A 24510-nucleotide genomic window follows, 5' to 3' on the forward strand; every position below is an offset into this window, starting at 1 on the left:
GCCGGGCGGTCACAGGCTCAGCACGGTGACCGAGTGCGGCGCGATGGTCCAGGTCCCGTCGCTGGACTTGACGTCTCCCAGGTCCCGTACGCCGATCGTGTCCGGCGCGGCGAGGGTGTTGACCGCGTCGAGCGCCGGCGCGTCGCCGCCCAGGCTGCGCACCCGGGCGGTCGCCGGCGTGTTCGCGCCGGAGCCGTCGAGCACGATCCGCAGCCGCGCGGCCTCCTCGCGGTGCCGGTTGACGACGGCGACGCGCACCGAGCCGTCCTCGGCGCGGGTGGCCGAGACGTCCAGGAAGGGGACGGTCATGGGCGCGGTGAGCAGGTCGCCGTCGGGGCCGCGGTTGTCGCCGAGCCTGACGGAGGTGGTCCGGGCCGGCCCCGTGACCTCGCACGGCAGCACGGTGCGGCCGGTGTGGTGCCGGTAGAGGTGCCAGATGTGGTAGATGGCGGAGCGCAGCGCGCCGCCGGGGCGGGCCACGATCACGCCGTTGGCGTTGACCAGGTTCACCGGGTTGGCCATCGAGACGGGGGCGGGCAGGCCGGCGGTGCGGAAGATGGCGTGGAAGACGCCGGCGTAGAACAGGGTGTCGGCGACCGACCTGGGGCTCCACCGGTTGACCCGCGTCTTGCCCGGCTCGTTCACGGGGCCGGTCTCGCGCGGGGCGATGCCGCCGTCGTCGCCGGGCAGCGGGGCGGCCCACTCCCGGGGTTCGAGGTGGCGGATGTTCCACTCGTCCAGGGCGAGCGCGGGCGGGCGGTCCAGCCCCGCCTCGGCGGACAGCGCGGTGACGATGCGGGAGTAGGTGTTCATCTCCTGCTCGAAGAAGAGCGACTGGGCGACGATGGCGTCGTAGTCGTCGCCGGTCCACAGGTGGGTGGCGGCGCCGTACAGGTGCAGGGACAGGTAGTCCAGCAGCTTGCCGGCCCGCTGGAGCACCGGGCGGGTCCACTCCTCCTGGTTCCACGGGATGCCGACGCCGATCGTCTTGATGTCGGGGTCGACGTGGCGCATGAACAGGGCGTGCTCGCGGGCCGCGGCGGCGTACTCGTCGGCGGTGCGGTGCCCCATCTGCCAGGGGCCGTAGACCTCGTTGCCGATCCCCCAGTAGCGCACCTTCCACGGCTCGGCCCGGCCGTTGGCGGCGCGGCGGGCGGTGAGCGCGGTGTTCCTCGCGGAGTTGGTGTACTCGACCCAGCGCACCGCGTCGTCCACGTTGCGCGCCGAGTGCGCCAGGTACGCCTCCGCCCCCACGGCCTCGCACCAGGCCAGGAACTCGTCGGTGCCGAACCGGTTGGTCTCCAGCTCGCCCCAGGCCAGCTCCAGCCGGGTGGGCCGCTCGTCCCGGGGGCCGATGCCGTCCTGCCAGTGGTAGGGCGAGGTGAAGTTGCCGCCCGGCCAGCGGATCGGGCCGGGGGCCAGCTCGCGGACGAGCTCCAGCACGTCGGCACGCACGCCGCGCAGCAGGCCGGGCTCGTCGATGGACAAGGGCGAGCCCTCGTCGAACACCCCGCCCTCGATGTTGCCGAAGAACGCCGACTCCAGGAAGTGCCCGTAGACGTCGTCGTTGATCCGGCCTACCGGACGGCGGGTGTCGATGGCGGCTATCGCCTCAGACATGAAGATGGACTCCGTTCCATTCATTGCTTGACAGCACCGGCGATGCTGTCGACGAACTTGCGCTGCAGGGCGACGAACACGGCGATCACCGGGAGCAGCGAGATCACGGCGGCCGCCGCCATGCCCGACCAGTCCGTGCTGCGTTCGCCCACGAAGACGGTCATGCCCACGGCGAGCGTGCGCAGATCGGGCTCGCTGAGTGTGAACACCAGCGGCAGCAGGTAGACGTTCCAGGCGTAGAGGTAGGTGAGGATCACCACGGTGGCGGTGATCGGCCAGGCGAGCGGCAGCATCACCCGGAAGAAGACGGTGAAGTGTCCCGCGCCGTCCAGGCGGGCGGTCTCCTCCAGTTCCTTCGGCAGGCGGCGGAAGTAGCCCGCGTACAGCAGGGTCGAGGCGATCTGGCCGCCCGCGCCCAGGCCGAGTATCACGCCGGCGTGCGTGTTGAGCAGCCTGAGCTGGTCGGTGAGCTGGGTGATCGAGATGATCGTGTAGCCCTCGGGGAGGAAGAAGGTGACCAGGAACAGGCCGATCAGGAACTTCTTGCCGATGAAGTCGTAGCGGCCGAGCACGTACCCGGCCAGGGCGCTGCGCACGACCACGAGCAGCACCGTGCCGGCGGTGATGATCAGGGTGTTGATGAAGTACGAGCTGAAGCCGACCTCGGTCCAGGCGCGGACGTAGTTCTCCCAGACCGGCGTCTCTGGCAGCAGGTTGAGTCCGCGGCCGAAGATCTCCGGCGAGGTCTTCAGCGACGCCGACACCAGCCACACGAACGGGTAGACCCACATCCCGCCCAGCACGGCCAGCACCACGACCGTCACGACCTGCCGCGTGCTCGGGCGGCGGGTCAGCAGCCGGGCCGTCATGAGGTGCCCATCCGGCTGCGCGCCCACCGCATGCCCAGCCCCTGGGCCAGCGCGAAGACCGTGGTGATCAGCCCGAACAGCACGGCGGCGGCCGAGGCGTAGCCGAGCTGCGGGACGGTGGCCTGGAAGGCCGTGCGGAAGATGAAGATCTCGATCACCTCGGATGAGAAGGACGGGCCCCCGCCGGTGAGGGTCTGCAGCAGGTCGAAGACGTTGAACGCGGCCACGGTGTCGATCAGCGTGATGATCACCAGGAACGGGACCAGCAGCGGCATCGTCACGTGCCGGAACTCCGCCCAGGCGCCCGCGCCGTCGATCATCGCGGCCTCGTGCACGCTCTGCGGGACCGTCTGCAGCGCGGCCAGCCAGTAGATCAGGGTGATGCCCAGCCACTTCCACACCCACACGGCGATGCCGGCGAACAGGGAGGTGCCGGCCTCGGCGGCGAAGTTCGCGGGCGAGTCGATCAGCCCGGACCACACCAGCGACAGGCTGATCGGTCCGCCGGCGTCGAGCAGCAGCGTGAACACCACGCCCACGATGGCGCCCGTGGTGACGACGGGCAGGAAGAACAGGGTGCGGAAGAAGCCCTTGAACGGGGTCTTCTTCGCGTTCAGCACCAGCGCCAGGAGGAGCGCCAGGCCGACCCGCGCCGGGACGGCGATCACGAGGAAGACCAGCGAGTTCCAGAACGCGTTCCAGAACAGCTCGTCACCGATCAGCCGCTCGAAGTTCTCCAGGCCGACGAAGGTGCCCGCGGTGGCGAACCCCGGCCAGTCGAGGAGGGCGAACCACCACGAGGCCAGCAGCGGGTAGATGGTGTAGGCGCCGTACCCGAGGATGGTGGGAAGCAGGAAAAGGTAGATCCACCAGTCCTTGCGCAGGCGGCGTGCCCACGACAGGCCCCGCCGGGGCGGCGGCGGGGCCTGCGTGGTGGAGCGGTGGTCGCGCTCCGGAGTTGTCGTTGTCATCGCATGTCCTCATCCGACGGGACGCGAGCGCCCGCCCGGGGTCCGTTCGGGGGTCCTTCGCGGGATCCGGTCGGAGGCCGTCGCGGCGTCCGTCCGGGTCCGTCCGGGGGTCCTTCGTGGGGTGCGTTCGGAGGCCGTCGCGGCGTCCGTCCGGGTCCGTCCGGGGGCCGGGCAGGGCTCGCGCCCGCTCAGCGCTCGGCGTAAGCCTGCTGGTCGTAGTCCTTGGTGGGGTCCCAGTTGGCGAACACCCATGCCTTCTGGTCGACCTCGACACCCTTCTCCTCGCGCACGACCTTGATGGCGCGCTCACGTTCGGCGCTGATCTGGTCGTTGTAGCGGCGCAACTGACCGCCGATGTCGGTGGAGGAGCCGGTCAGCACCGACTGGGCGATGTCACCGAAATCGGGGTGGATGTCGCGCATCTCGGCCAGCACCTGCCAGACGCCGGGGGTGCCGACCTCGGGCACCGGGTGCAGCCGGACGTCGGTCTGGAAGTTCTCCACGACCTTCTTGTACGTGGGGTGGACCTCCGCCTGGTCGATGACCTCGGCCGCCAGCGCGGGCGGCTGGTCCATGGCGGAGGCCAGCTTGGTCTGGAACTCCTTGGAGGTCATCTGCAACATGAGCTCGGCGGCGGTCTTGGCCTGCTTGGACAGCTTCGACACCCAGAACGAGCCGGGCTGCGGCGGGTTGTAGACGAAGTTCCTGGTGGTCTCCGGGCACGGGATGCGCCAGGTGCCGACGCCGCGCTCGACCGCCTCCGGCTCGTCCACCTTCAGGCCGCCGATGAACCAGGCGCCCCACAGGTAGATGGCCGCCTGCCCGGCCGCCCAGCGGGCGCGGGCGTCGCGCGGGCCCATCGAGGCGGAGGCCGGGTGCACGACCTTGTCCTTCTGCAGCGCGACCAGGAACTCGATGGCGTTGATGTACTCGTCGGAGTCGAAGTTGTACTCGCCGGTCTTCCAGTCGACGTCGCCCGGCGAGCCCGCGCTCATGGCGAGCCGGCGCACCAGCGGCTTCAGGTATTCCGTGTCCTTGAGCGGCACGACCATGCCGAAGACGTCGCCCTTGGTGGCGCGGCGGGCGAGCTCGCGGAGCTTGTCCCAGGTGGCCGGCTCCTCCTCCGGGTCGATGCCGGCCTCCTTGATCAACGCGGTGTTGAACCAGGGAACCGCGTCGTGCCAGCGGCCGGAGAACGTCGGGACGCAGTAGAGCTCGTCGTTGAAGCGGTGGATGCCGTCGTACAACATCTCGCCGACCGGGCTGCCGGCCAGGTCGGCGAGCTTGCCGATCGGCTGGAACCACTCCTCGCTCACCAGCGCGGCCGGGGAGATCCCGCCCAGTCCGGCCAGCGAGTGCACGTCGGGCATCTGGTTGCTGCGCCGCCCGACCTGTAGCGCCTGCCCGAGGTCGGGGCCCTCCATCTGGCGCCGTTCGATCTTGACGCCGGCGTGCGCCTGCATGAACGGGGCGAACAGGTCGTCCTGGAACAACTTCGTGAGCGGGCGGAACTGGTCCCACCACTGCAGGGCGCCGCTGCCGCCGCCCGCGCTCTGCTGGGCGGTCTGTCCGCCGCCCGTGCACGCGGACAGCGCGGCGGCCAGGACGGCCGCGCCCGCGCCACCGAACAGCGTGCGGCGGCTGATACTGCCGGTCATATGGTCAGGCCCGGCGCCGGTGGCGCTCGGGTGGGGTTGCTCACTGCGGTGATAACGCCGCCCCATGGCGGACTCCTCTGCGTTCTTCGACTCGGTAACCGAGAAGGTGCGCCCGGCCCCGGGACCCTCCGGAGCTTCCCCGTGGGCGGATCTATGTTTGCGCTAACTTAGGCCCGACGCCTATCAGCGTCAAGGACATGGCTGTGAGGTTTTCATCGGCGGATGGAAGTGAGGCCCGGAATAACCCTCTCTGCCTAGGGGAAATACATGTTAGCGGAAACACGAGGTAGGGCGTCGCGTGCCTGCCCGGCGCAGCGATTCCCCGACAGGATCACACGATGTAACCTGTCGGCGTTCCACCCCAGCGGCAGCGTAGGAAAGCGCTGCCCGAACGAAGGGAGACAGCCCGGCGTGGTACGACCACCGGGTACCAGGGCGTCGGGCGGGCCTTCCATGGCCGACGTCGCCAAGCTCGCCGGAGTCTCGGGCCAGACCGTGTCCCGGGTCGTGAACGGCAACGACCGGGTGACGGCCGCCACGCGGCTCAAGGTCGAGTCGGCCATGAGGCAGCTCGGCTACCGCGCCAACATCGCCGCCCGGGCGCTGGCCACCGGCCGGTTCGGCACGATCGGCGTGGTCATGTTCAACCTCAACGCGGTGCTCAACGTGCGCATCGTCGAGGCCGTCGTGTCGCAGGCGCAGGCGCACGGCTACTCGGTCAGCGTGGCCGTGGTGGACGCGCCCACCGAGAAGGACGTGCGCGCCGCCGTACGCGGGCTCACCGACCGGGCCGTGGACGGCGTGATCGTGATCGAGGCCCGCGTGCTCGACACCCCTCACCTGCGGCTTCCCGAAGAGGTGCCGCTCGTCATCGCCGACAGCAGGGCGGGCTACAAGCACCCCACGTTCGGCATGGACGAGGCCGTGGGCGCCCGCGCCGCCGTGGACCACCTGCTCGGGCTCGGGCACGCGACCGTGCACCACGTGGCGGGGCCGGCCGGCTCCAACCCGGCGCAACGGCGGCGGGCGGCCTGGCAGCGGCAGCTCAAACGCTCCGGGCGCGCGGTCCCGCCGCCTGTCGTCGGCGACTGGTCGCCGCGCTCGGGGTACGAGGCCGCCCACCGGCTGCTGACCTCCGACGACGTGAGCGCCGTCTTCGCGGCCAACGACCAGATGGCCGTGGGCGTGCTGCGGGCGGCGGAGGAACTGGGGCGGCGGGTGCCCCATGACCTGAGCGTCGTGGGCTTCGACGACCTGGACGTCGCGCCGTTCCTGTCGCCGCCGCTGACGACGGTCCGCCAGGATCTGGAGACGGTGGGACGGCGCTGCGTGAACCACCTGATCGCGCAGATCGAGGAGCCGTCGAAGGCCGCCACTTCGCAGGCCACCAGCCGGTTCGTCCGGCCCGAGCTGATCGTCCGGGCCTCCACCGCCCCGCCACGCCACGCCTGAACGCCGGCCGCCCCTTCCTCCGGAGGCCATTGACAGGCAGATCAAGTTAGCGCAAACATGAATCGCGATTCATGTCGATGGCACTCCCACCCACTGTGAGGAACGCACACATGCTTCGTCGACTGTCGATCATCGCGGCGACCACGGTGCTGGCCGTGGTCTCGCCCCTCACGCACGCAGCCACCGCAGACGGAGGCGAACCCCTGAACGACTCCCGATCACTTCCCGCCGCGTACGGCGCCCTGGGCGCGAACTTCAACCAGAACCTCGACGCCCTGGACTATCGGGAGCTGGCCGAGTCCGGCACCCGCTGGGTCCGCGGCTTCTTCCCGATGCCCGCCACCGACCAGGGCGACCCCGCCGCCCACTTCGCGATCAAGACCATCAACGAGGCCGGCGGCCGGGGCTACGACACCATCCTCAGCCTGAAGTGGCCCTACAACCAGAAGTCCTTCCCCGCGCCCGGCAGCGCCGCGATGACCGCCGAACTGGCCCGCCTGGACCGGGTGCTGCCCACAGTGCTGAACAAGGTGGACATCCTCACGATCGGCAACGAGCCGTTCATCGAGAGTCTGCCCGCCGAACGCGACGAGCGGCTCAACGTCTTCTACGAGACCGTCGCCAAGCACGTCATCGACTACCGCCGCGAGCACTGCGGCGCGGACTGCGGCACCACCCTGTACATGGGCGCGCTCAACCGGCTCGACCTGGCCGACCGCCGCACGCCCGCCGCCGCGCGCTGGATGCGCTTCGTCCGCCAGACGCCGGAGATCCAGGGCGTCGACATCCACCCGCACATCCCCTCGAAGGCCGCCGCGCAGGCGTTCCTGGACTACATCCTGCCGAAGATGCGGCCGGAGCAGACCTACCTCGTCACCGAGTTCTCCCTGGTCCACTACTGGAAGAAGCATCTGACGGACACGGTCTCGGCCGAGTTCGCGCAGCGCTACGGGTTCGCGCAGGACGCCAAGGTGTGGGAGGTGATCAAGGCCGCCATCGACAAGCCGTTCAGCGCCGAGCAGTGGGACGACTTCCTGACCGGCAGCACGTGGTTCATGGAGCAGGCGGACTTCCTGCGGCAGCAGATGGCGCTGTACCGGGGGACCGGGCGGCTGGGGGTGGCGACGTACGGCTTCAAGCAGGATGACCTGATGGTGCAGAACTTCGGGCCGGACAAGGATCCGTGGCTGCTCAACAGCGTCTACGTCCCGTACACCGTCGAGCGCCGCGACAACGGCCTGTCCGCGCCGAACTACTGGCTCAAGGACTTCAAGGCGCTCGCCGCGCAGTAGCGAGCCACGAGTCGGACGCCGAAGGTCACGGGCCTTAGCTGGAGGCCGCGGCCCGAAGGCTTCGTGGGCCGCGGGCCGCGGGCCGTGGGCTGCGGGCTGCGGGCTGCGGGCTGCGGCCCGGAATCCGGGGGCCGAAAGCGTTCATGACGTCAGGGCGGCCGCCTCGATGCTGTTCAGCCTCTTCTCGCCGTCCGTGATCACCAAGGTGGGGGCGTCGTCGTCGCCGGCCGCGAAGACCAGTTCGTCGTCGCCGTCGCCGTCGTAGTCCCCCGCCGCCAGCGGCCCGGCCTCGCCCACCCCCGGCACCTCCCGACCGGCGCCGAGGCCGCCGGAGCCGCCCCAGAAGACCTTCGGCGCGGTGTACGCGGTCAGGCCCAGCGCCCGTCCGGCCCCGCCGAAGGCGACGTCGTCGCGGCCGTCACCGTTGAAGTCACCGGAGACGGCCGGACCCGCGACGCCTTTGAAGGCCGCCTGCCGGCCGTCGCCGTAGTAGACGGTGAGGGTCTTGTCGACCGAGGGCGGCTCGGTCTCGTAGCCGGGTTCGTTGTTGCGGCTGCCGTCGTCGCCGACGGCGACGTCTCTGGTGCCGTCGCCGTCGAAATCGCCGAAGGCGGCCGACATGCCCGCGTTGAGCTCCCTGCCCGTCTTCGACAGGCCACCGGGACCGGCCGTGAGCAGCCGGCCCGACGTCTGCTCGCCGTCGTCGGCCTCGTAGACGATCAGACCCGTCGCGCGCCGCCCGCCGACCTTGTCGGAGGCCAGCCGCCAGAACTCCCCGCCGGTCGGCGACGGCTGGACGGCGCTGCGGGCGGGGACGCCCTTGCGGGTGAACGGGCCGTACAACACCATCAGGGACGCGACGTTGCCGTCCGTCGCCGCGCTCGCCATCACCGCGTCGGCGTTGCCGTCCCCGTCGAAATCGCCCGCGACCGCCCTGGACCCCGCCCTCGCGCCTCCCCCCGGCAGCAGAACGGGCGTGGGCCTCGCCACCAGGCCCTTCCGGCCGCCCCACAGAAGGTGAGGACCCTGCGCCTGCTGATCCTGACCGCCGGGGGCCCCGTAGCCGAGGATGTCGCCGAACCCGTCGCCGTCGAAGTCGCCTCTGATGCCGCCGCCGAGCAGCCACGTGGAGAACGTCTCTGGCGGTACGACGGTCCGCGTGCCGGGCTCGGGCCCCCGCGGCGAACCGTAGACGACCGCGATCCTCCTGCGATCGGAGTCACCGATCTCGGCGACCAGGTCCGCGTAGCCGTCGCCGTTGACGTCGTCGGCCCGCCCGCCGTCCCCGTCCTCAGGAGACGCGGAACCTTCCGACGGCGAGGTAGAGGCGGTGGCGGCCGGCGCGGGAGAAGGGGGCTCCGTCTGGCCCTGCGGGCGCGGCTCACCGCAGCCAGCGAGCGTCGCGACCGCCAGCAACCAGATCATCGCCTTACGTGGCACGGGCCAACAGCCTAGACCGGCCGCTGCCTTACGTGGCACGGGCCAACGACCCTCGACCGGCCGCCACCTCAGGCGGCACGGATCCGCAGCCTGGACCGGCCGTCGCCTCAGGCGGCACGGGCCGACAGGCTGGACAGGCCGCCGGTGGTCTCCGGCACTCTCACCTTCACCGGGGTCCGATCCTCATGTGACGTTAAGAATGGCCGCTTAGCGTGCGGCTGTGCTGGTGCGAGAGGATGTGAAGACGGCGGCGCCGCGGGTACGGCCGCGCCGCGTGTGGCGATCGCGGATCGCCATCGGGGTGGCGGTGCTGTTCGCGGCGGGGACGGCCGTGCGGCTCGGCGGCCTGGAGGCGGGCGTCTTCCTGGTCCCGCTGGTCTCCTTCACCCCGCACTTCGCCGTCGCGGCGCTGGTCGCGCTGGGGATCGCGGTCCTCGTACGCAGTCGCGCCGCGATCGCGATCATGCTGGCCGTGTGTGCCTGCCTGGCCTGGTGCGTGCTGCCGCGCGCGCTCGGCGGCGGCACCGGCCAAGGAGCCGCCGCCACCGGCCGGCCGCTGCGGGTCCTGACCGCCAACCTCAACGGCGGGCGCGGGGACGCGGCGGTGGTAGTCGATCTGGTACGCAGACTGAACGTGGACGTCCTCAGCATCCAGGAGCTGACCTACTCGGCAAGGGACCGGCTGGCCGCGGCGGGGCTCACGGGCCTGCTGCCGCACCACGTAGGCCGGGCCGACTTCCGGGGACCCGAGGGCAGTGGCGTGTACGCCCGGTATCCACTGCGCGAGCGGACCGGGCTGTTCCAGCCGGTCGGGCACCACATGCCGGTCGCCGAGGTGTCGCTGCCCGGCGGCCGGCCCGTCGAGGTGGTGGTCGTGCATCCGGTCGCGCCCGTACCCTCGACCGTGCCGGAGTGGGAGGCCGGGGTCGCCGCGCTGCCACCCGCACCCGACTCCGGACCGGCCCGGATCCTGGCGGGCGACTTCAACGCGACCCTCGACCACGCGGTCTTCCGCCGGCTGCTGGGCACCGGCTACACCGACGCGGCGGCCTCCACCGGGCAGGGCCTGAACCCCACATGGCCGCAGGGACGCTCGCTGCCGCCGCTGGTGACCATCGACCACGTGCTGACGGACGCGCGGGGGGCCGCGGTGCGCACGCAGGTGTACGACGTGCCGGGATCCGACCATCGGGCACTCTTCGCGGACCTGCGGGTGAATGTCTGAGATTCCGCCGATCGGGTGCGGCGAACAAAAAGGTGTTAATTGTTCTGCCATGACGCGAATATAAGACACCTGCAGAAATTTGTTTAAGCAGATCCGGGAAATTAGAGTTCACGTGCTGGCCGACACTTTCTCCTGAGGCCAGGGGGTGGGCGGGAATTGTCGGGTTTGTTTCGTATGGTTTTTTCGCGTTTGTTTCGTATGGGGGTTGCGCGGAAGATCGCGGCCGGTGTGGTGCTCGGGTGGGTGGCCCTGACCGTGGCGGCCGTGCTCGCCAGCGGCCCACTCGACGACGTCCGCATCACCAGCGGCACCTCCATGCTGGCCAGGGGCGCCGAATCCGCCCGCGTGCTCGACCTGCTGGCCAAGCAGGAGGGCAGGGTGGTGCCCACGCTGGTGGTCTACGAAAGGCCGGGGCTGCTCCAGGCGGGAGATCTCGCGGCGGCGCGGCAGGACCTGCGCGAGTTCCCGCAGGTGCCCGACGTCATAGGCACCGCCTCCGATCCGGTGCCCAGCGCCGACGGGCAGGCCCTGCAGACGACCGTGCTGATGTCCGGCAAACCGGGCGTGCTCGTCAGCCCGCTGGTCGAGCGGCTGCGCCAGATCGCGGCGGAGGGCAGCCCGCCCGGCCTGGTCACCCACGTGAGCGGCGCGGGCGGGGCGGCGGCCGACTACGTCGACTCCTTCCGCCGGGTGGACGGCACGCTGCTGGCGCTGAGCGTGGGCGTGGTGCTGCTGGTGCTGCTGGCCGTCTACCGCAGCCCCGTCCTGTGGGTGATCCCCATGCTCGCCGTGATCGTGGCCTACCTGTGCTCCGCGGCGGCGGTCTACGCGCTCGCGCGGACCGGCGTGATGACGCTGCGGGCCGCCACGCCGGAGATCTTCACCGTGCTGGTGTTCGGCGTGGCCACCGACTACGCGCTGCTGCTCGTCGCCCGCTACCGGGAGCGGCTGCGCGTGACGGCGAGCGAGACCGCGGCGCTGAAGGCGGCGCTGTCGGGCGGGATCCGCACGGTCGTCGCCTCCTCGCTCACGGTGGCGGGCGGCGTCGGCTGCCTCGTCGTCGCCGACACCCACGCGCTGCGCTCGATCGGCGCGGCGGCGGCCATCGGCATCCTGATCACGATGGGCGTGATGGTGACGCTGCTGCCCGCGCTGATGCTCCTGGGCGGACGGCGGGCGTTCTGGCCGAGCACGCCGCGCCCCGGCCACGTCACGCGCGACGGGTTGTGGCAGGGCGTGGCGGGCTTCGTCGGCCAGTGGCCCCGCCTGTCCTGGGCGGCCTCGGCCCTGCTCCTGACCGTCCTGTGCATGGGGCTGACCACGCTCGACGCCTCGGGCATCCCGCCGTCGTCGTTGTTCACCATGCGTACCGACTCCGTGGACGGCTACGACGCCCTGCGGCGGCACTACCCCGCCAGCGCCCCCGTCGTGGTCCTGGCCAGGCAGGACAAGAGCGCCGCCGTCGGCGAGGCGGTGCGCGGCGCGGAAGGCGTGGTGTCCGTACGCCCCGGGCCGCCCGCCCCCTGGCGCACCTTCGACGTGGTGCTGGCCGCCGAGCCGAACACGCCGGACGCCCAGCGCCTGGTGGAGGACCTGCGGACGGCCGTACGCGGCGCCGCCGCGGGCGCGGCCCTGCTCGGCGGGTTCACCAGCGAACTCCTCGACGTCAGGAACGCCGCACTCGACGACGCCTTCCTCGTCGTGCCGCTGATCCTGGCGGTCGTGGCGCTGATCCTGGTCGTCCTGCTGCGCTCGCTGGTCGCGCCGCTGCTGCTGATGGGCACGGTCGTGTTGTCGTTCGCCGCCACGCTGGGGCTGTGCTCGGCGCTGTTCACCCAGTTGCTGGGCTATCCGGTGATGGACGTGTCGTTCGCCCTGTACGCGTTCGTCTTCCTCATCGCCTTCGGCATCGACTACAACATCTTCCTGATGGCCCGCGTACGCGAGGAGGCCCTGCGGCTCGACACCCGCGAGGCGACCCTGCACGCGCTGCGCGCCACCGGCGGCGTGATCACCGCGGCCGGGGTCGTGCTGGCGGCGGCGTTCTTCGTGCTGACCGTGCTGCCGCTGGTGCCGATCGTCCAGCTCGGGCTGCTGGTGGCGATCGGGGTCGTCATCGACACGGTGATCGTGCGCTCGTTCCTCGTACCGGCCCTCGCCCACCACATCGGGCCGCTCATCTGGTGGCCTGCGCGTGCAACTCCTTGAGCTCCTGCTCCAGGAGACCGAGCAGGTCCTCTGAACGCGCCACCCTTGGGTCGAACACACCCGAGAACGACACGGTCTCCTCGCCGGGCAGGATCACCACCATGCCGGCCAACCCTGGCACCAGCCCGGGGACCGCGAACACCTCGCCCGGGGCCGCGAACACCTTGGGCAGGGGAACGGCGGTCACGCTGAGCCTCCTCGGCGAACCCTTCCTGAACAGCGGTGACAACAACCGCAGCAGCGGCGCCGCCACTCCGGGGGCCAGGCTGTACAGCTCGCGGCCGGCCCGGCGGGCCTGCGCCAGCCGCTGGAGCGTGGTCTGCTCGGCGACCCGTCCGAGCCGGGCCAGGGTGGCGGGCTCGTCGCAGGGGAGGGTGATGGGCAGCAGCGCGGTGTGGTTGCCCATCCCCGTGTGCTGCCGCTGCCCGCGCAGCCCAACCGGCAACGCCACCACCAGCTCCCGGGAGCCGCCGGTCAGGGTGTCGCTGATCCGGGAGTCGCCGGTCCGGGAGTCGCCGGTCAGGGTGGGCCAGGCGGGTGGGTTCCAGGAGCGTAGGGCGCCGGTGACGACGGTGAGGCCGATCTGGGCGATGGTGGCGCCGCTCGCGCGGGCGATGTCGTCGAACGGCGCCCTGTCCAGGGCGATCACCTGCAGCCGCAGATCCGGTGAGCCGCCGTCGCGGACATCGAACCAGCGTGGTTGCGGGGTCGCCAGCCGCCGCAGGTCCGCCAGTGCCTGCCGCCTCCACCCCGGCGGCTTCCGGTACGCCCCCTCAGCTCCGGGAGCCGGCAGCGTGCCGGCTCCCAGCAGAACGTGGGCGGCCCCGATGGTCCCCATGCCGTCCTGGAACGCGTGGTGCGCCCGGTAGCAGAGCACGTGTTCCCCGCCATCCGCCCTCCGGAGCACCATCAGGCTCCACAGGGGCCGGTCCCGGGACAGCGGCCGGACCCGCATGGCGTCCATGACCGCCTGATGGACACAGACCCCCGCCGGCAGCGGGTGGAACTCGACGTGGTGAGCGGGATCGAACGCCGGATCGGGCTCCCATCGCCTGCGCAGCGGGCCCCCGGCCGGCCGGTAGGCCAGCGCGGGTGCCCGCACGCGCACCGCCTCGCCGACCAGCCGGCACAACGATGCGAGCTCGGGCGCGGGTCCCGGCCGGCGGACGGCGATGCCGTTGTGCATGCGGGAGTCGCAGACCGCGCCCGCGCCGAGCCGGATCACATATCGGTCGCCGAAGGTCAGCGGCACCGCGCCGGGCAGGAATTCATTATTCATGCTTGGCCACGTTATTCGCCACGGTCCGCCGTACGCAGGAATTTCCGCCGCACGTGCCACCGCTATATTGGGACCTCCCGCGCGTCACCTGGAATATCGGAGGGCCGAGTGGAAATTCGACCGGTTGAAGCGCTTCTCATGGGCTATTTCGGACTCATGGCGCTTATCGCGTCCTTTTCCCTCGACCGGCTCGCCGACGGCCCCGCCCTGATGGCGGGATACGCGCTCGGCACCCTGCTCCTGCTCGGCCTCGCGCACGCCCACCGGCGTTTCCCCGGCAGCAGGGCGGTGTCGCTCGTCCGGTTCGCCGGGCCGCTGCTCCTGCTCCCCTTCGCCTACAACGCCGCCGCCGGGACGGTCCTCGCCCTGCACGGGCGTTACGTGGACGACGGCGTGCGCGCCTTCGAGCAGGCGCTGTTCGGCTTCTCCCCCAACCTCGCCGTCGGGGCCATCGCGGTCCCGCCGCTGACCGAGCTGCTGACGTTCTGCTACTTCTGCTACTACGGCTGCTTCTTCCTCCCGATCATCCTGTACGTCCGCGGCCGCCGGCCCCTGGCGGAGCGTTACCTGTTCGCCGTGATGGCCGCGCTGCTCACCTGCTACGTCGGGTTCATCGCCGTGCCACTGGCGGGCCCGGCGGCCGGGGAGTTCGCCGGGGAGCGCCCGGCCGGATACGTGATCACGGCCCTGCAGAACCACATCATGACCACGTTCGACCCGCCCGGCGCGTGTTTCCCCTCGGCGCACGTGGCGGGCGCCTGGATCACCCTGCTGTGCCTGCGCCGGCACGTCTCCGAGATCGCCCGCCGCCTGCTGTGGGCGCTGACCGCAGGGCTGACGGTCGCCGTCGTCTACGACTGGTACCACTACCTGTCCGACGTGGTCGCGGGGCTGGCGGTGGCGCTGGCCGTGTACGCCGTCACGAAGCGGTTCGCGGCCCGGCCGGCGCCGCCAGCGCGGCCTCGAACCCTTGCCTGAGCGCGGTGGCGGGCACGAAGCCCAGCTCACGCACGGCATCATCCGGCACGCACGTCCAGTCGGCGCGGCGCATCTCGCGGGCCTTGTCCCTGTTGAGCACCGGAACCGCCCCCCGTGAGGCGAGCTCGGACAGGGCGGCCACGACGCGCACAGCCGTCACGGGCACCGGCACCACCAGCGGCTCACGACAGCCGGCCGCACCGGCCAGGGCCCGGCAGATGTCGGCCCAGTCGTAGGCGTTGCCGTCGCTGATCGGATAACAGCCGATGCGATCGCCGGCGGGGTCATCGGCAGCGTCATCTGCGCGGCTCCCGGCGCAGCTCCCGACCCGGCTTCCAGCGGGGCTCCCGACCGGGTTGAGTACGGGGCCGCGTTCGGCGGCGGCGAGCAGGACGGTGCACAGGTCGTCGACGTAGACCAGGCCGTAGCGGCGGGGGCCGTACCCGGGCTTGATGACCACGCCGAGCCGGATCATCGGCAGCAGGGCCGGCAGCAACGCGGACTCCCCCGGGCCGTAGACGATGCCGGGCCGCAGCACGACCGTGGGCACCCGGCGGGCATGCTCCCCGGCCACCTGCTCCCCGGCCCGTTTGCTGGCCCCGTACAGGGAGATCGCCGGCCCCGCCGCCAGGGAGGAGCACAACACGAAGCGCGGCGGGCGGCGCGCCACTGCCAGCGCGCGCACCAGCCGGGCGACGCCGTCGCGGTTGACGGCCAGGTACTCGGCGGCGGTCCGGGCCCTGAGCGTCGCGGCCAGGTGGATGACCCGGTCGGCGCCCCGCACCGCCTGGCTGATGCCGCGCCCGGTGGCCAGGTCACCGAGCACCACCTCGGCCCCCAGCTCGCGCAGCTCACGGGCGCGGGCCGACGGACGGGCCAGGGCGGTGACGGTGTCGCCGCGCGCGAGGATCATGCGGGTCAGCCGCCGCCCCACGAACCCGGTGGCACCGGTGACCAGGTAACGCGTCACCGCAACCGCCCCCGGGGACAACCGGGCCGGGAGGTCACAGTGCGCGGCCGTAGATGCGGTAGGTCTTGGCTCGGGTGCAGCCTGCCTGCTCCAGGTACCGGTTGATGTCCTGGTTGTCCTCCAGCGTCCAGCCGAGCTCGATGCCGCCGCGATACCCGCCGGCCGTGATCGCCTCGAAGGCGCGGGCGAAGAGCACGGCTTCGACGCCGTGCCCGCGCAGCTCGGGGACGACGCCGAACAGCACGCCCCGTACGCGGTCGATGCGGCGGGCGGCCAGGGACAGCCGGACCAGCCCGACCGGCACCCCGAAGCGGGCCAGGCGGCCCCGCGCGGCGGACAGGGCCTGGTTGAGGTCGGGCAGCACGAAGGCCACCGCGACCGGCTCGCCCGCCACCTCGGCGATCAGCACGAGCTTGGGATTCATGATCGTACGCAGCCGGCCGGCGGCGGCGGCGAACTCCGCCTCCGTCATCGGCGTGAACCCCCAGTTGCCGCGCCAGGCCCGGTCGAAGACGTGTTTGACGCCGGCGAGGTCGGCGTCGAAGCGGGCCGGGTCGAGGCAGCGCACGGTGAGCTGGCGGCGCCGCTCGGCCCACCGCGCGACGCGCAGCAGCCGCTCCCCCGCCTCCTCGCCGCCCACCTCCCAGGCCCACAGGTCCTTCGCCTTGCCCAGCCCGCTCGACTCCAGCAGCGCCGGATAATAGGCGGGGTTGTAGGGCATCATCACGCTCGGCGGCGTCCCGAACCCGTCCACCAGCACGCCGCACTCGTCGTTGGTGGTGAAGTTGACCGGCCCGAGCATGGTCCGCAGGCCGCGCCGGCGCAGCCACCCCGCCGCGGCGTCGAGCAGCTCACGCGCGGCCGAGGGGTCGTCGGCGCAGGCGAACTGGCCGAAGAACCCGTCGGACCTGCCGTGCGTCTCGTTGTGGCGCGGGTTGTGCACGGCGGCGACCCGGCCCGCGACGCGCCCGCCCCGCCGTACGGTGAACAGCTCGGCCGCGCCGTAGGCGAAGAACGGGTTGCGCCGCCGATCGAGCAGCCACCGGCACTCGCCGCGCAGCGGCGGCACGAAGCACGGGTCGCGCCCGTGCAGCCGGTACGGCAGCTCCACGAACTCCGTGAGCCGCCGGCGCCCCCTGACGGGCTCAGCCGTGAGCGGTGAAGACGAGGCTCGCATTGTGGCCCCCGAAGGCGAAGGAGTTGGACACGACGGCGCCGGGCAGGAGCGGGCGCGGGCCGCGTACCACGTCGATCTCGCACGCGGGGTCCTGGACGTCGAGGTTGATGGTGGGATGGATCAGGCGTTCGTGCAGGGTCAGCACGCCGGCCACGGCCTCGATCGCCCCGGCCGCGCCGATCGCGTGGCCCAGCACGCTCTTGGTCGAGGTGACCGGCACCCGGCCGGGCCCGAACAGGCGGGCGATCACCTGGGCCTCGGTGACGTCGTTGAGCGGGGTGCCGCTGCCGTGCGCGTTGACGTGCGCCACGTCTCCCGGGGACAGTCCCGCGTCGGCCAGCGCCTGCTGGATGCATCGTTCCGCGCCCTCGCCCTTGGGGTCGGGCGAGGTCAGGTGGTGGGCGTCGGAGGTGCGGCCGTAGCCGGCCAGCTCGGCGTAGACGCGGGCGCCGCGCCGTACGGCGTCATCGAGGCGTTCCAGCACGACGAAGGCGGCGCCCTCGGCCAGCACGAACCCGTCACGGGTGGCGTCGAAGGGACGCGAGGCGCGTTCGGGCTCGGCGGTGCGCTGCGACAGCGCGCCGCAGCGGTGGAAGGCGAGCAGGGTCGTGGGCGTGAGGCAGGCTTCGGTGCCGCCCGCCATCACCAGGTCGGCCGAGCCGTCACGGAGCAGGCGCAGCCCTTCGCCGATCGTGTGGCCGCCCGAGGCGCACGCCGTGGAGACGGTCAGGCTGGGCCCCAGGATGCGGTGGCGCATGCTGACGAACGCGGCGGCGGCGTTGGGCATCGTGCGCGGTATGTAGAGCGCGCTCGGCTGCCCGTCGCCGAGCAGGGTGGCCTCGCTGGTCGCCGAGCCGCCCAGCGCGGTGCCGGTGACGACCGCGCGGCGCTCGGGCGGGACGCTCGGCTCACCCCCACCCGCCGCATCGGCCATCGCGTCGTCGGCCGCGCACACGGCCAGCAACGTCGCACGGTCCATCCGCCGCGCCTGCTTGCCCGTCACGTACGGGACGGTGTCGAAGTCGGGGACCTGGCAGCCGAAGCCGACCGGCAGGCCGGCGGCGTCGAAGGAGGTGATCGTGCGCGCCGTGGAGCGCCCGGCGACCAGGGTGTCCCAGAACGTGGCCAGGTCGTTGCCCGCCGGGGTGCGCACGCCCAGGCCGGTGACGGCGACGCGGACCTGTCCGCGCATCAACGCGCCTGGGCCCCGGCCAGGACCAGGGTGGCGACGTCGGCCAGGGTGCGCGCCTGCTTGGCGGTGTCGAGATCGACGGCGAACCGGAAGCGGTCCTCGCTGGCCGCCGCCAGCTCGGCCATGTCGAGGCTGTCGGCCTCCAGCTCCTCGCGCAGGTCGGTGTCGGGCGTGATGAGCTCCGCGTCCACCGACAGGATCCTGGCGCAGATGGTGCGCAGCTCGTGGAAGATCTCGTCCTCTGTCATGCGTACGTCCTTGCCGGCTGCTGCCTAGTCGGGCTGTGGGGGCTGGGGGCACGGGCAAGCGTGATCCGGACCAGCGGCGATTACTCTACTATTACGGCCCAGTACTGTCAGCTACGATCGCCCGATGCGGAGTGAGTCGCCGGAATGCTTCGGACAGAGCCGGAAAGTGAGTGCCGCGCAGTGACGGACCCGTTCAGCAAGTGCCGGCTCCCCGAGGAGTTCGAGGCACTGGCCGCGGCCGGCGTCTACCCCTTCTACCTGCCGGTGGAGGAGCGTCCCGGCGGGGGCGAGGTGGTGGTGCGCGGGCGCCGGGTGCTGATGGCGGGCTCCAACGACTATCTGGCGCTGTCGGACGACCCCCGGCTGAAGGAGGCGGGTGAGCGGGCGCTGCGCCGGCTGGGCGCGGGCAACTCGGGCTCGCGGGCGCTCAACGGCACGCTGGCCCTGCACCAGGGGCTGGAGGAGGAGCTGGCGATCTTCCTCGATCATGAGGCGGCGATGGTGGTCTCCACCGGATACCAGGCCAACCTCGCGCTCAACGCGCTGTTCGGGCCGGGCGACGTGCTGCTCGCCGACCGGCACGCGCACGCCTCGCTGATCGACGCCGCCCGCCTCGGCCAGGCCCAGCTGCGGCGATACCGGCACAACGACATGGGCCAGCTCGCGGAGCTGCTGGAGGCCGTCGAGCCCGAGTCGGGGGCGATCGTGCTGACCGAGGGCATGTTCTCGGTCGGCGGCGACCTGTGCGACCTGCCGGGCGTGGCCAAGCTCGCGGCGCGGCACGGGGCGCGGGTGGTGATGGACAGCGCGCACGACGCGGGCCTGCTGGGCGCGGGGGGCCGGGGCGCGGCCGAGCATCATGGCCTGCAGTCCGCCGTGGACGTGCAGTCCGTGACGTTCTCCAAGTGTTTCGGCACGCTCGGCGGGGCCGTCGCCGGGCCGCGGCACGTCATCGACTACCTGCGGCACAGCTCGCGGGCCGCGTTGTTCTCGGCGTCCCTGCCGCCCGCCTGCACGGCGGCGGCGCTCACGGCCCTGGGCATCATCCGTGGCGAGCCCGAGCGCCGCCGGGCCGTGTTGTCCGCGGCGGAACGGCTGCGCTCGGGGCTGGTCGCGCTCGGGTTCGCCATCCCGGCGGGCGGCACGCCGACGGTCTCGCTGCGGATGGGGGACGCGCTGACGTGCTGCCGGTTCTGGGCCGGGCTCCTGGAGGAGGGGGTGCTGGCCAACGTGATGCTGCCGCCCGCCGTTCCGGGACGTGCGGCGCTGATCCGCCTGAGCGTCACCGCGGCGCACACCGGCGGTCAGGTGGACCGGATCCTCGCCGCGGTGGCCGCGGTGGCCGCCCGGGTGGCGCCGATCAAGGACTGAGGAACCGCCGGGAACAGGGCTTAGCGGCGGCCGTACTTCTTGTGCACCGCCTGCTTGCTCACGCCGATCGCGTCGGCGATCTGGGCCCAGGCCAGTCCCGCCACCCGGGCCCGCCGCACCTGGACCGCCTCCAGGCGCTCGATCTCACGGCGCAACGCGGTGGTGGCGTGCAGCGCCAGCAGCGGGTCGTCGTCGTCCTGCGCCTGCCTCATGAGGGTCGCCAGGTCATCCGTCATGCACTAAAGGTAATCCAGCAGCAGCGCATTGATCTCCTCGGGACGTTCGAGCGCCGGCAGATGCCCGGCCCACCCCAGTTCGAGCAGCCGCGCCGCGGGCAGCTCGCGGGCCAGGTGCCGGGCGCTGTCGCGGAAGTAGGGCAGGTCGTGCGCCCCGGAGACGACCAGCGCGGGCACCTCGACGCCGGCGGGCGAGACCTCCCGCTCGATCTGCTCGGGCTCGGGGTCGGCGGCGAGCTGCAGCTCGAACGCGTGCCGCTGCATCGCCACCAGGCGCCGCCAGGCCACGTCCGTCGCCTCGGGCCCGAGCAGCGTGCGCGCGTTCAGCTCGGCGGCCCCCTGCGTGTCGCCTTCCTCCAGCAGGTGCTCCTCCTCCTTCCAGTACGCCAGCAGGTCCGGCGTGGGCTCCAGCGTGGACAGGGGGTTGAGCAGCACCAGCCGCCCGGCCAGCCCGGCGGCGGCCAATTCCAGCGCCGCCGGTGCCGCGCCTGATGAGGCGACCAGCGCGGCCCGGCCGATGCCCAGGGCGGCCAGCAGCCCGGCCACGTCGCCGGCGTCGCTGTAGGGCCCATCGGCTTGGTACGGCGTGCGCCCGTACCCGCGGAAGTCCACCTTGACCACCCGGAAACGCCCGGCCAGCGCCTCCCACTGGGCGTCCCACATGCCGGAGTCGGCCGCCGTCGAGTGCAGCAGCACCACCGGCTCGCCCGTGCCCCGCTCCGCGTGCCAGATCGTCACCTCGACTCCACCACCATCCGCACGCCCAGCCCGATGAGCACCACGCCGGAGATCCGTTCCAGCCGCCGCCGTACCGCCGGTCTGCCGAGCCAGTCCCTGGCCCTGGCCACCGCCCAGACGAGCAGCCCGTACCAGATCAGGTCCACCGCCACCCAGACCACGGCCAGCGTCACGAGCGTCAGTGGCACGTCCTGCCCAGCGGGCACGAACTGCGGCAGGAACGACATCGCGAACACCGCCGCCTTCGGGTTGGCCAGGCAGGTGCCCAGGCCGGCCAGGTACGGCCCGCGCAGGCCGGGCACGACCTCCCCTTCGGGCGGCGGCGCGCTGCGGCGGGCCTGCCACAGCGCCTGGACGCCCATCGCGAGCAGCAGCACGGCGCCGGTCACGCGCATGACGTCATAGGCGACCTGCGAGGCCACCAGCAGGGCAGAGAGGCCGAACGCGGCGGCCAGGCCCCACAGCAGGATGCCGGTCTCGTTGCCCAGGGTGGCGGCCAGGCCCGAGCCCCGGCCGGCACGCAGTGTCTGGCGCAGGATGATGGCCGTGCTGACCCCGGGCACCATGGCCACCAGGACGCACGCGCCCGCGAATGCGAGAAGGTACATGCGGGGCATGTTGACAGACGCGGTATCGCGATATCTCCTGATTTTTCGGTCAGGGGCCGTACAACTTGGCCAGCTCCCCGACCGCCTCGGCCATCAGCTCCCGCAACTCGGCAGGTTCGAGCACCTCGACGTCGGCGCCCATGCGCAGCAGCAGCCAGCGCGCGTACGTGATCGACTCGACCGGCAGGGTGAGCGTGCGCCAGCCCTCGGCGTCGGGCTCACCGGCGGCGGCCAGCGCGGCGCCGACCACGTCGGAGCCCATCGTGTACGCCAGCAGGTCCTCCCGCCCAGGCGCGAGCTTGATGACGATCTCGGCGGTGTACATGCGCTCGCGGAACTCCTTGGCGTACTGGCGCCAGAACCCGCCCAGGTCGAACCCTTCCGGCGGGACGAAGCGCCCGGGCAGCGTCTCCAGCGTCAGGATGCGCGCCACCCGATAGGTGCGCGGCGAGCCGTCCGGCGGCGCGGCGACCAGGTACCAGGAGCCGCCCTTGAGCACCAGCCCGTACGGGTGCACCACCCGGTCCACCTCCTGCCTGCCCCAGCGCCGGTAGGTCATGTGCAGCGGCCGCTGGTCCCACACCGCCTCCGAAACCTCGGCCAGATGCGGCACGTCGTCGGCCGAGCGGTACCAGCCGGGCACGTCCAGCAGGAAGCGCTCGCGCATGCGGGAGGCGTGCGAGCGCGGCTCGGGCGGCAGCGCGGCCAGCAGTTTGAGCTCGGCGTTGGCCGCCACCTCGGCCAGCCCCAGGTCGGCGGCGGGTCCCGGTAGCCCGGCCAGGAACAGCGAGGATGCCTCCTCGGCCGTCAGCCCGTTGAGCCGGGTGCGGTAGCCGTCGAGGAGCTGGTAGCCGCCCGCCGGGCCGCGATCGGCGTAGACGGGCACGCCGGCCGCCGACAGGGCCTCGACGTCGCGGTAGACGGTGCGTACCGACACCTCCAGCTCGGCGGCCAGCTCGGGCGCGGTCATGCGCCCCCGCGTCTGCAGGAGCAGGAGGAGGGAGAGCAGACGGCTGGCTCGCATATTTCAGATTGTATTGCGCACATATGTCGTGTTTGTATGAACAGATGGAACGTGTGCGAGCCATTATGAGCACCTTGCGTACGCACGACAGCGTGTCCGTGGCCGAGCTGGCCGCCGAGCACGGCGTGTCGGAGATGACGATCAGGCGTGACCTGGACGAGCTGGCCCAGCAGGGGGTGGTGCGCCGGGTCAGGGGCGGCGCGCTGTCGCTGCTGCTGCGCGGCGAGGAGCCGCCGTTCGGGGTGCGCGAGCGGGAGGCGGTGGAGGCCAAACGGCGCATCGGCGAGGAGGCGGCGGGCCTGATCGCCGACGGCGAGGCGGTGATCCTGGACGGCGGCACGACCGCGCTGGAGGTGGCCCGCGCGCTGATCGACCGGCGCGTGACCGTGCTGCCGCTGGCGCTGCAGGCGGTCGCGCTGCTGGCGGGCGCGCCGCGCGTACGGCTGGTGCTGCCGGGCGGCGAGGTGCGCAAGGGCGAGCTGAACCTCACCGGCCCGCTCACCGAGACCTCGATCGGGGCGCTGCGCTTCGACACGGCGGTGATCGGCTGCTGCGGCCTGTCCGCCGGGCACGGCCTGACCGCGCACGACCTGCCCGAGGTGGCGGTCAAGCAGGCGGCCATCGCCTCCGCGCGGCGGGTGGTCGCGGTGTGCGACTCGGCCAAGTTCTCCCGTACGGCGTTCGGCGCGGTCTGCCCGATCGACCGGCTGGACGTGGTGGTGACCGACCCCGGCATCCCGCCCGAGGAGCGCGACGCGCTGACGGCGGCCGAGGTGATCGTCAGGGAGGCCGCGTGACGCGCGAGCGGGTGGCCGTCTGCCTGCTGTTCTTCCTGTCCGGTACGGCGATCGGCACGTGGACGGCGCGCATCCCCGCCATCAAGGAGCGCCTGGAACTCGGCGACGGCCAGCTCAGCCTCGCGCTGCTGGCCGTGGCGGCGGGCGCGGTCGTCGGCATGACGGTCGTGGGTCGTCTGGTCGATCGGTACGGCAGCAGCAGGGCCGTGATCCCGGCGGCCCTGGCCCAGGGGGCGGTGCTGGTGCCGCCCGCGTACGCGCCGGATCTCCTCACGCTGTCGGTGGCGCTGCTGGTGTTCGGGGCCGTGCACGGGCTCCTGGACGTGGCCATGAACGCCAACGCCGTGGAGGTGGAGCGGGCGCACGGGCGGCCGATCATGTCCTCCTTCCACGCCGTCTACAGCGTCGGCGGGTTCGCCGGGGCCACGGCGGGCGGGTTGTTCGCGCACTTCGAGCTGACGGCGGCGGTCACGTTCTGGGTGGTCGGGGCGGTGATCACGGTGCTCGCCGCGTGGGCGGCGCGCTGGGCCATGCGCTCGGGCCCCTCCGATGCCCCGGCCGGGGCGGACCGGTCCGGGCGGCCGCGCGGGATCGTGTTCCTGGGCGTGCTGGCGTTCTGCTGCCTGGTGGGCGAGGGGGCGGCGGCCGACTGGAGCTCGGTCTACCTGCGCGAGGACCTGGCGGCCTCGCCCGGCCTGGCCGCCGCCGGGTACGCCGCCTTCTCCATCATGATGACGGCGGGCCGGCTGGCGGGCGACCGCCTGGCGGCCAGGTTCGGGCCGGTGGCCCTGGTGCGCTGCTGCGGGCTGCTGGCGGCGGCCGGGCTCGGGCTGGCGCTGCTGGTCAGTCACCAGGTGGCGGGAGTAGTCGGGTTCGGGCTGTTCGGGGCCGGGCTGTCGTGCATCGTGCCGCAGGTCTTCTCGGCCGCCGGGCACCGCGACCCGGCCTTCGCCGGGCGGGCGCTGGCGCGGGTGGCCTCGATCGGCTATCTGGGGATGCTGACGGGGCCGGTGTTCATCGGGGCGGTCGCCGAGCTGACCGGCCTGCCCCGGGCGCTGGCCATCCCCGCGCTGCTGGCCGCCTTCGTCGCCCTGACGGCCACGGCGCTGCGGGTACGGGCCCGGGAACCGGCCACGCGCTGAGCCTGGGGCCCGCGA

The 24510-nt window shown here is 72.3% G+C and carries 22 protein-coding genes; 8 read left to right on the top strand and 14 right to left on the bottom strand.

Features of this window, described 5'->3' with window-relative positions:
- Positions 1 to 9 precede the first annotated feature (9 nt).
- The 4 genes from AB0I81_RS02230 to AB0I81_RS02245 form a co-directional block, all read right to left on the bottom strand.
- Complete coding sequence (locus AB0I81_RS02230) at positions 10 to 1620, bottom strand: alpha-L-arabinofuranosidase C-terminal domain-containing protein (protein ID WP_360648440.1); 1611 nt, start codon at positions 1618 to 1620, stop codon at positions 10 to 12.
- Positions 1621 to 1640: 20 nt separating this feature from the next.
- Complete coding sequence (locus tag AB0I81_RS02235) at positions 1641 to 2489, bottom strand: carbohydrate ABC transporter permease (protein ID WP_360648443.1); 849 nt, start codon at positions 2487 to 2489, stop codon at positions 1641 to 1643.
- Positions 2486 to 3460 (bottom strand): sugar ABC transporter permease, encoded by a 975-nt coding sequence (locus AB0I81_RS02240; protein ID WP_360648446.1) that lies wholly within the window; start codon positions 3458 to 3460, stop codon positions 2486 to 2488. The genes AB0I81_RS02235 and AB0I81_RS02240 overlap by 4 nt, the downstream gene beginning before the upstream one ends.
- Positions 3461 to 3648: 188 nt before the next feature.
- On the bottom strand, positions 3649 to 5118 hold the full coding sequence (locus AB0I81_RS02245; RefSeq protein WP_360648449.1) for an extracellular solute-binding protein: 1470 nt from the start codon (positions 5116 to 5118) through the stop codon (positions 3649 to 3651).
- 411 nt (positions 5119 to 5529) lie between these two features.
- Here AB0I81_RS02245 and AB0I81_RS02250 point away from each other — a divergent pair, with 411 nt between their 5' ends.
- Both AB0I81_RS02250 and AB0I81_RS02255 read left to right on the top strand, forming a co-directional pair.
- A complete protein-coding gene (locus AB0I81_RS02250; RefSeq protein ID WP_360648452.1) occupies positions 5530 to 6570 on the top strand; it encodes a LacI family DNA-binding transcriptional regulator in 1041 nt (346 codons plus the stop codon).
- A gap of 110 nt (positions 6571 to 6680) precedes the next feature.
- Positions 6681 to 7862 carry a hypothetical protein gene (locus AB0I81_RS02255; protein WP_360648456.1) on the top strand — a complete coding sequence of 394 codons (1182 nt, stop codon included), beginning with the start codon at positions 6681 to 6683 and terminating at the stop codon, positions 7860 to 7862.
- Positions 7863 to 8003: 141 nt separating this feature from the next.
- Here AB0I81_RS02255 and AB0I81_RS02260 read toward each other — a convergent pair whose 3' ends face one another.
- Entirely contained in the window at positions 8004 to 9302 is a 1299-nt protein-coding gene (locus AB0I81_RS02260) for a VCBS repeat-containing protein (protein ID WP_360648459.1), read from the bottom strand.
- A gap of 220 nt (positions 9303 to 9522) precedes the next feature.
- On the opposite strand from AB0I81_RS02260, the gene AB0I81_RS02265 reads away from it, so the two are divergent.
- Positions 9523 to 10527: an endonuclease/exonuclease/phosphatase family protein gene (locus AB0I81_RS02265; protein ID WP_360648462.1), complete on the top strand. Its 1005-nt coding sequence runs from the start codon at positions 9523 to 9525 to the stop codon at positions 10525 to 10527.
- Between the two features lie 198 nt (positions 10528 to 10725).
- Positions 10726 to 12735 (top strand): MMPL family transporter, encoded by a 2010-nt coding sequence (locus tag AB0I81_RS02270; RefSeq protein WP_360648465.1) that lies wholly within the window; start codon positions 10726 to 10728, stop codon positions 12733 to 12735.
- On the opposite strand, the gene AB0I81_RS02275 is transcribed toward AB0I81_RS02270, so the two are convergent.
- Positions 12704 to 14014 (bottom strand): wax ester/triacylglycerol synthase domain-containing protein, encoded by a 1311-nt coding sequence (locus tag AB0I81_RS02275; protein WP_360648468.1) that lies wholly within the window; start codon positions 14012 to 14014, stop codon positions 12704 to 12706. The genes AB0I81_RS02270 and AB0I81_RS02275 overlap by 32 nt on opposite strands.
- A gap of 156 nt (positions 14015 to 14170) precedes the next feature.
- Between AB0I81_RS02275 and AB0I81_RS02280 the strand changes: the two genes are divergently transcribed.
- The gene (locus AB0I81_RS02280; protein WP_360648471.1) at positions 14171 to 14992 is read left to right on the top strand and encodes a phosphatase PAP2 family protein; all 822 of its coding nucleotides are present in this window, start codon (positions 14171 to 14173) and stop codon (positions 14990 to 14992) included.
- On the opposite strand, the gene AB0I81_RS02285 is transcribed toward AB0I81_RS02280, so the two are convergent.
- Genes AB0I81_RS02285 through AB0I81_RS02300 form a run of 4 tightly spaced genes read right to left on the bottom strand, consistent with a single transcriptional unit; the run spans position 14934 to position 18579 of the window.
- Entirely contained in the window at positions 14934 to 15962 is a 1029-nt protein-coding gene (locus tag AB0I81_RS02285) for an NAD-dependent epimerase/dehydratase family protein (RefSeq protein WP_360648474.1), read from the bottom strand. The two genes, AB0I81_RS02280 and AB0I81_RS02285, sit on opposite strands and share 59 nt — an antisense overlap.
- 34 nt (positions 15963 to 15996) lie before the next feature.
- Positions 15997 to 17073, bottom strand: a complete 1077-nt coding sequence (locus tag AB0I81_RS02290) for a hypothetical protein (RefSeq protein WP_360648477.1) — start codon at positions 17071 to 17073, stop codon at positions 15997 to 15999.
- 34 nt (positions 17074 to 17107) lie between these two features.
- A complete protein-coding gene (locus AB0I81_RS02295) occupies positions 17108 to 18331 on the bottom strand; it encodes a beta-ketoacyl-[acyl-carrier-protein] synthase family protein (protein ID WP_360648480.1) in 1224 nt (407 codons plus the stop codon).
- On the bottom strand, positions 18331 to 18579 hold the full coding sequence (locus AB0I81_RS02300; RefSeq protein ID WP_360648483.1) for a phosphopantetheine-binding protein: 249 nt from the start codon (positions 18577 to 18579) through the stop codon (positions 18331 to 18333). The genes AB0I81_RS02295 and AB0I81_RS02300 overlap by 1 nt, the downstream gene beginning before the upstream one ends.
- A gap of 180 nt (positions 18580 to 18759) precedes the next feature.
- Between AB0I81_RS02300 and AB0I81_RS02305 the strand changes: the two genes are divergently transcribed.
- Positions 18760 to 19950, top strand: coding sequence for an aminotransferase class I/II-fold pyridoxal phosphate-dependent enzyme (locus AB0I81_RS02305; protein WP_360648486.1), 1191 nt, complete (start codon positions 18760 to 18762; stop codon positions 19948 to 19950).
- 20 nt (positions 19951 to 19970) lie between these two features.
- On the opposite strand, the gene AB0I81_RS02310 is transcribed toward AB0I81_RS02305, so the two are convergent.
- Genes AB0I81_RS02310 through AB0I81_RS02325 form a run of 4 tightly spaced genes read right to left on the bottom strand, consistent with a single transcriptional unit; the run spans position 19971 to position 22556 of the window.
- The gene (locus AB0I81_RS02310; RefSeq protein WP_360648489.1) at positions 19971 to 20186 is read right to left on the bottom strand and encodes a hypothetical protein; all 216 of its coding nucleotides are present in this window, start codon (positions 20184 to 20186) and stop codon (positions 19971 to 19973) included.
- A gap of 3 nt (positions 20187 to 20189) precedes the next feature.
- On the bottom strand, positions 20190 to 20924 hold the full coding sequence (locus AB0I81_RS02315; RefSeq protein WP_360648492.1) for an alpha/beta hydrolase: 735 nt from the start codon (positions 20922 to 20924) through the stop codon (positions 20190 to 20192).
- A complete protein-coding gene (locus tag AB0I81_RS02320; RefSeq protein WP_360648495.1) occupies positions 20921 to 21532 on the bottom strand; it encodes a LysE family translocator in 612 nt (203 codons plus the stop codon). The genes AB0I81_RS02315 and AB0I81_RS02320 overlap by 4 nt, the downstream gene beginning before the upstream one ends.
- A gap of 49 nt (positions 21533 to 21581) precedes the next feature.
- Positions 21582 to 22556 (bottom strand): YafY family protein, encoded by a 975-nt coding sequence (locus AB0I81_RS02325; protein WP_360648498.1) that lies wholly within the window; start codon positions 22554 to 22556, stop codon positions 21582 to 21584.
- 44 nt (positions 22557 to 22600) lie between these two features.
- Between AB0I81_RS02325 and AB0I81_RS02330 the strand changes: the two genes are divergently transcribed.
- Together AB0I81_RS02330 and AB0I81_RS02335 are read left to right on the top strand one after the other, a co-directional pair.
- Positions 22601 to 23353, top strand: a complete 753-nt coding sequence (locus tag AB0I81_RS02330; protein WP_360648501.1) for a DeoR/GlpR family DNA-binding transcription regulator — start codon at positions 22601 to 22603, stop codon at positions 23351 to 23353.
- Positions 23350 to 24495, top strand: coding sequence for an MFS transporter (locus AB0I81_RS02335; protein ID WP_360648504.1), 1146 nt, complete (start codon positions 23350 to 23352; stop codon positions 24493 to 24495). Before AB0I81_RS02330 ends, AB0I81_RS02335 begins: the two co-directional genes overlap by 4 nt.
- The last annotated feature ends 15 nt before the right edge of the window (positions 24496 to 24510 follow it).

It is taken from the genome of Nonomuraea sp. NPDC050404, from assembly GCF_040655495.1.
In the GTDB taxonomy this organism is placed as follows: domain Bacteria; phylum Actinomycetota; class Actinomycetes; order Streptosporangiales; family Streptosporangiaceae; genus Nonomuraea.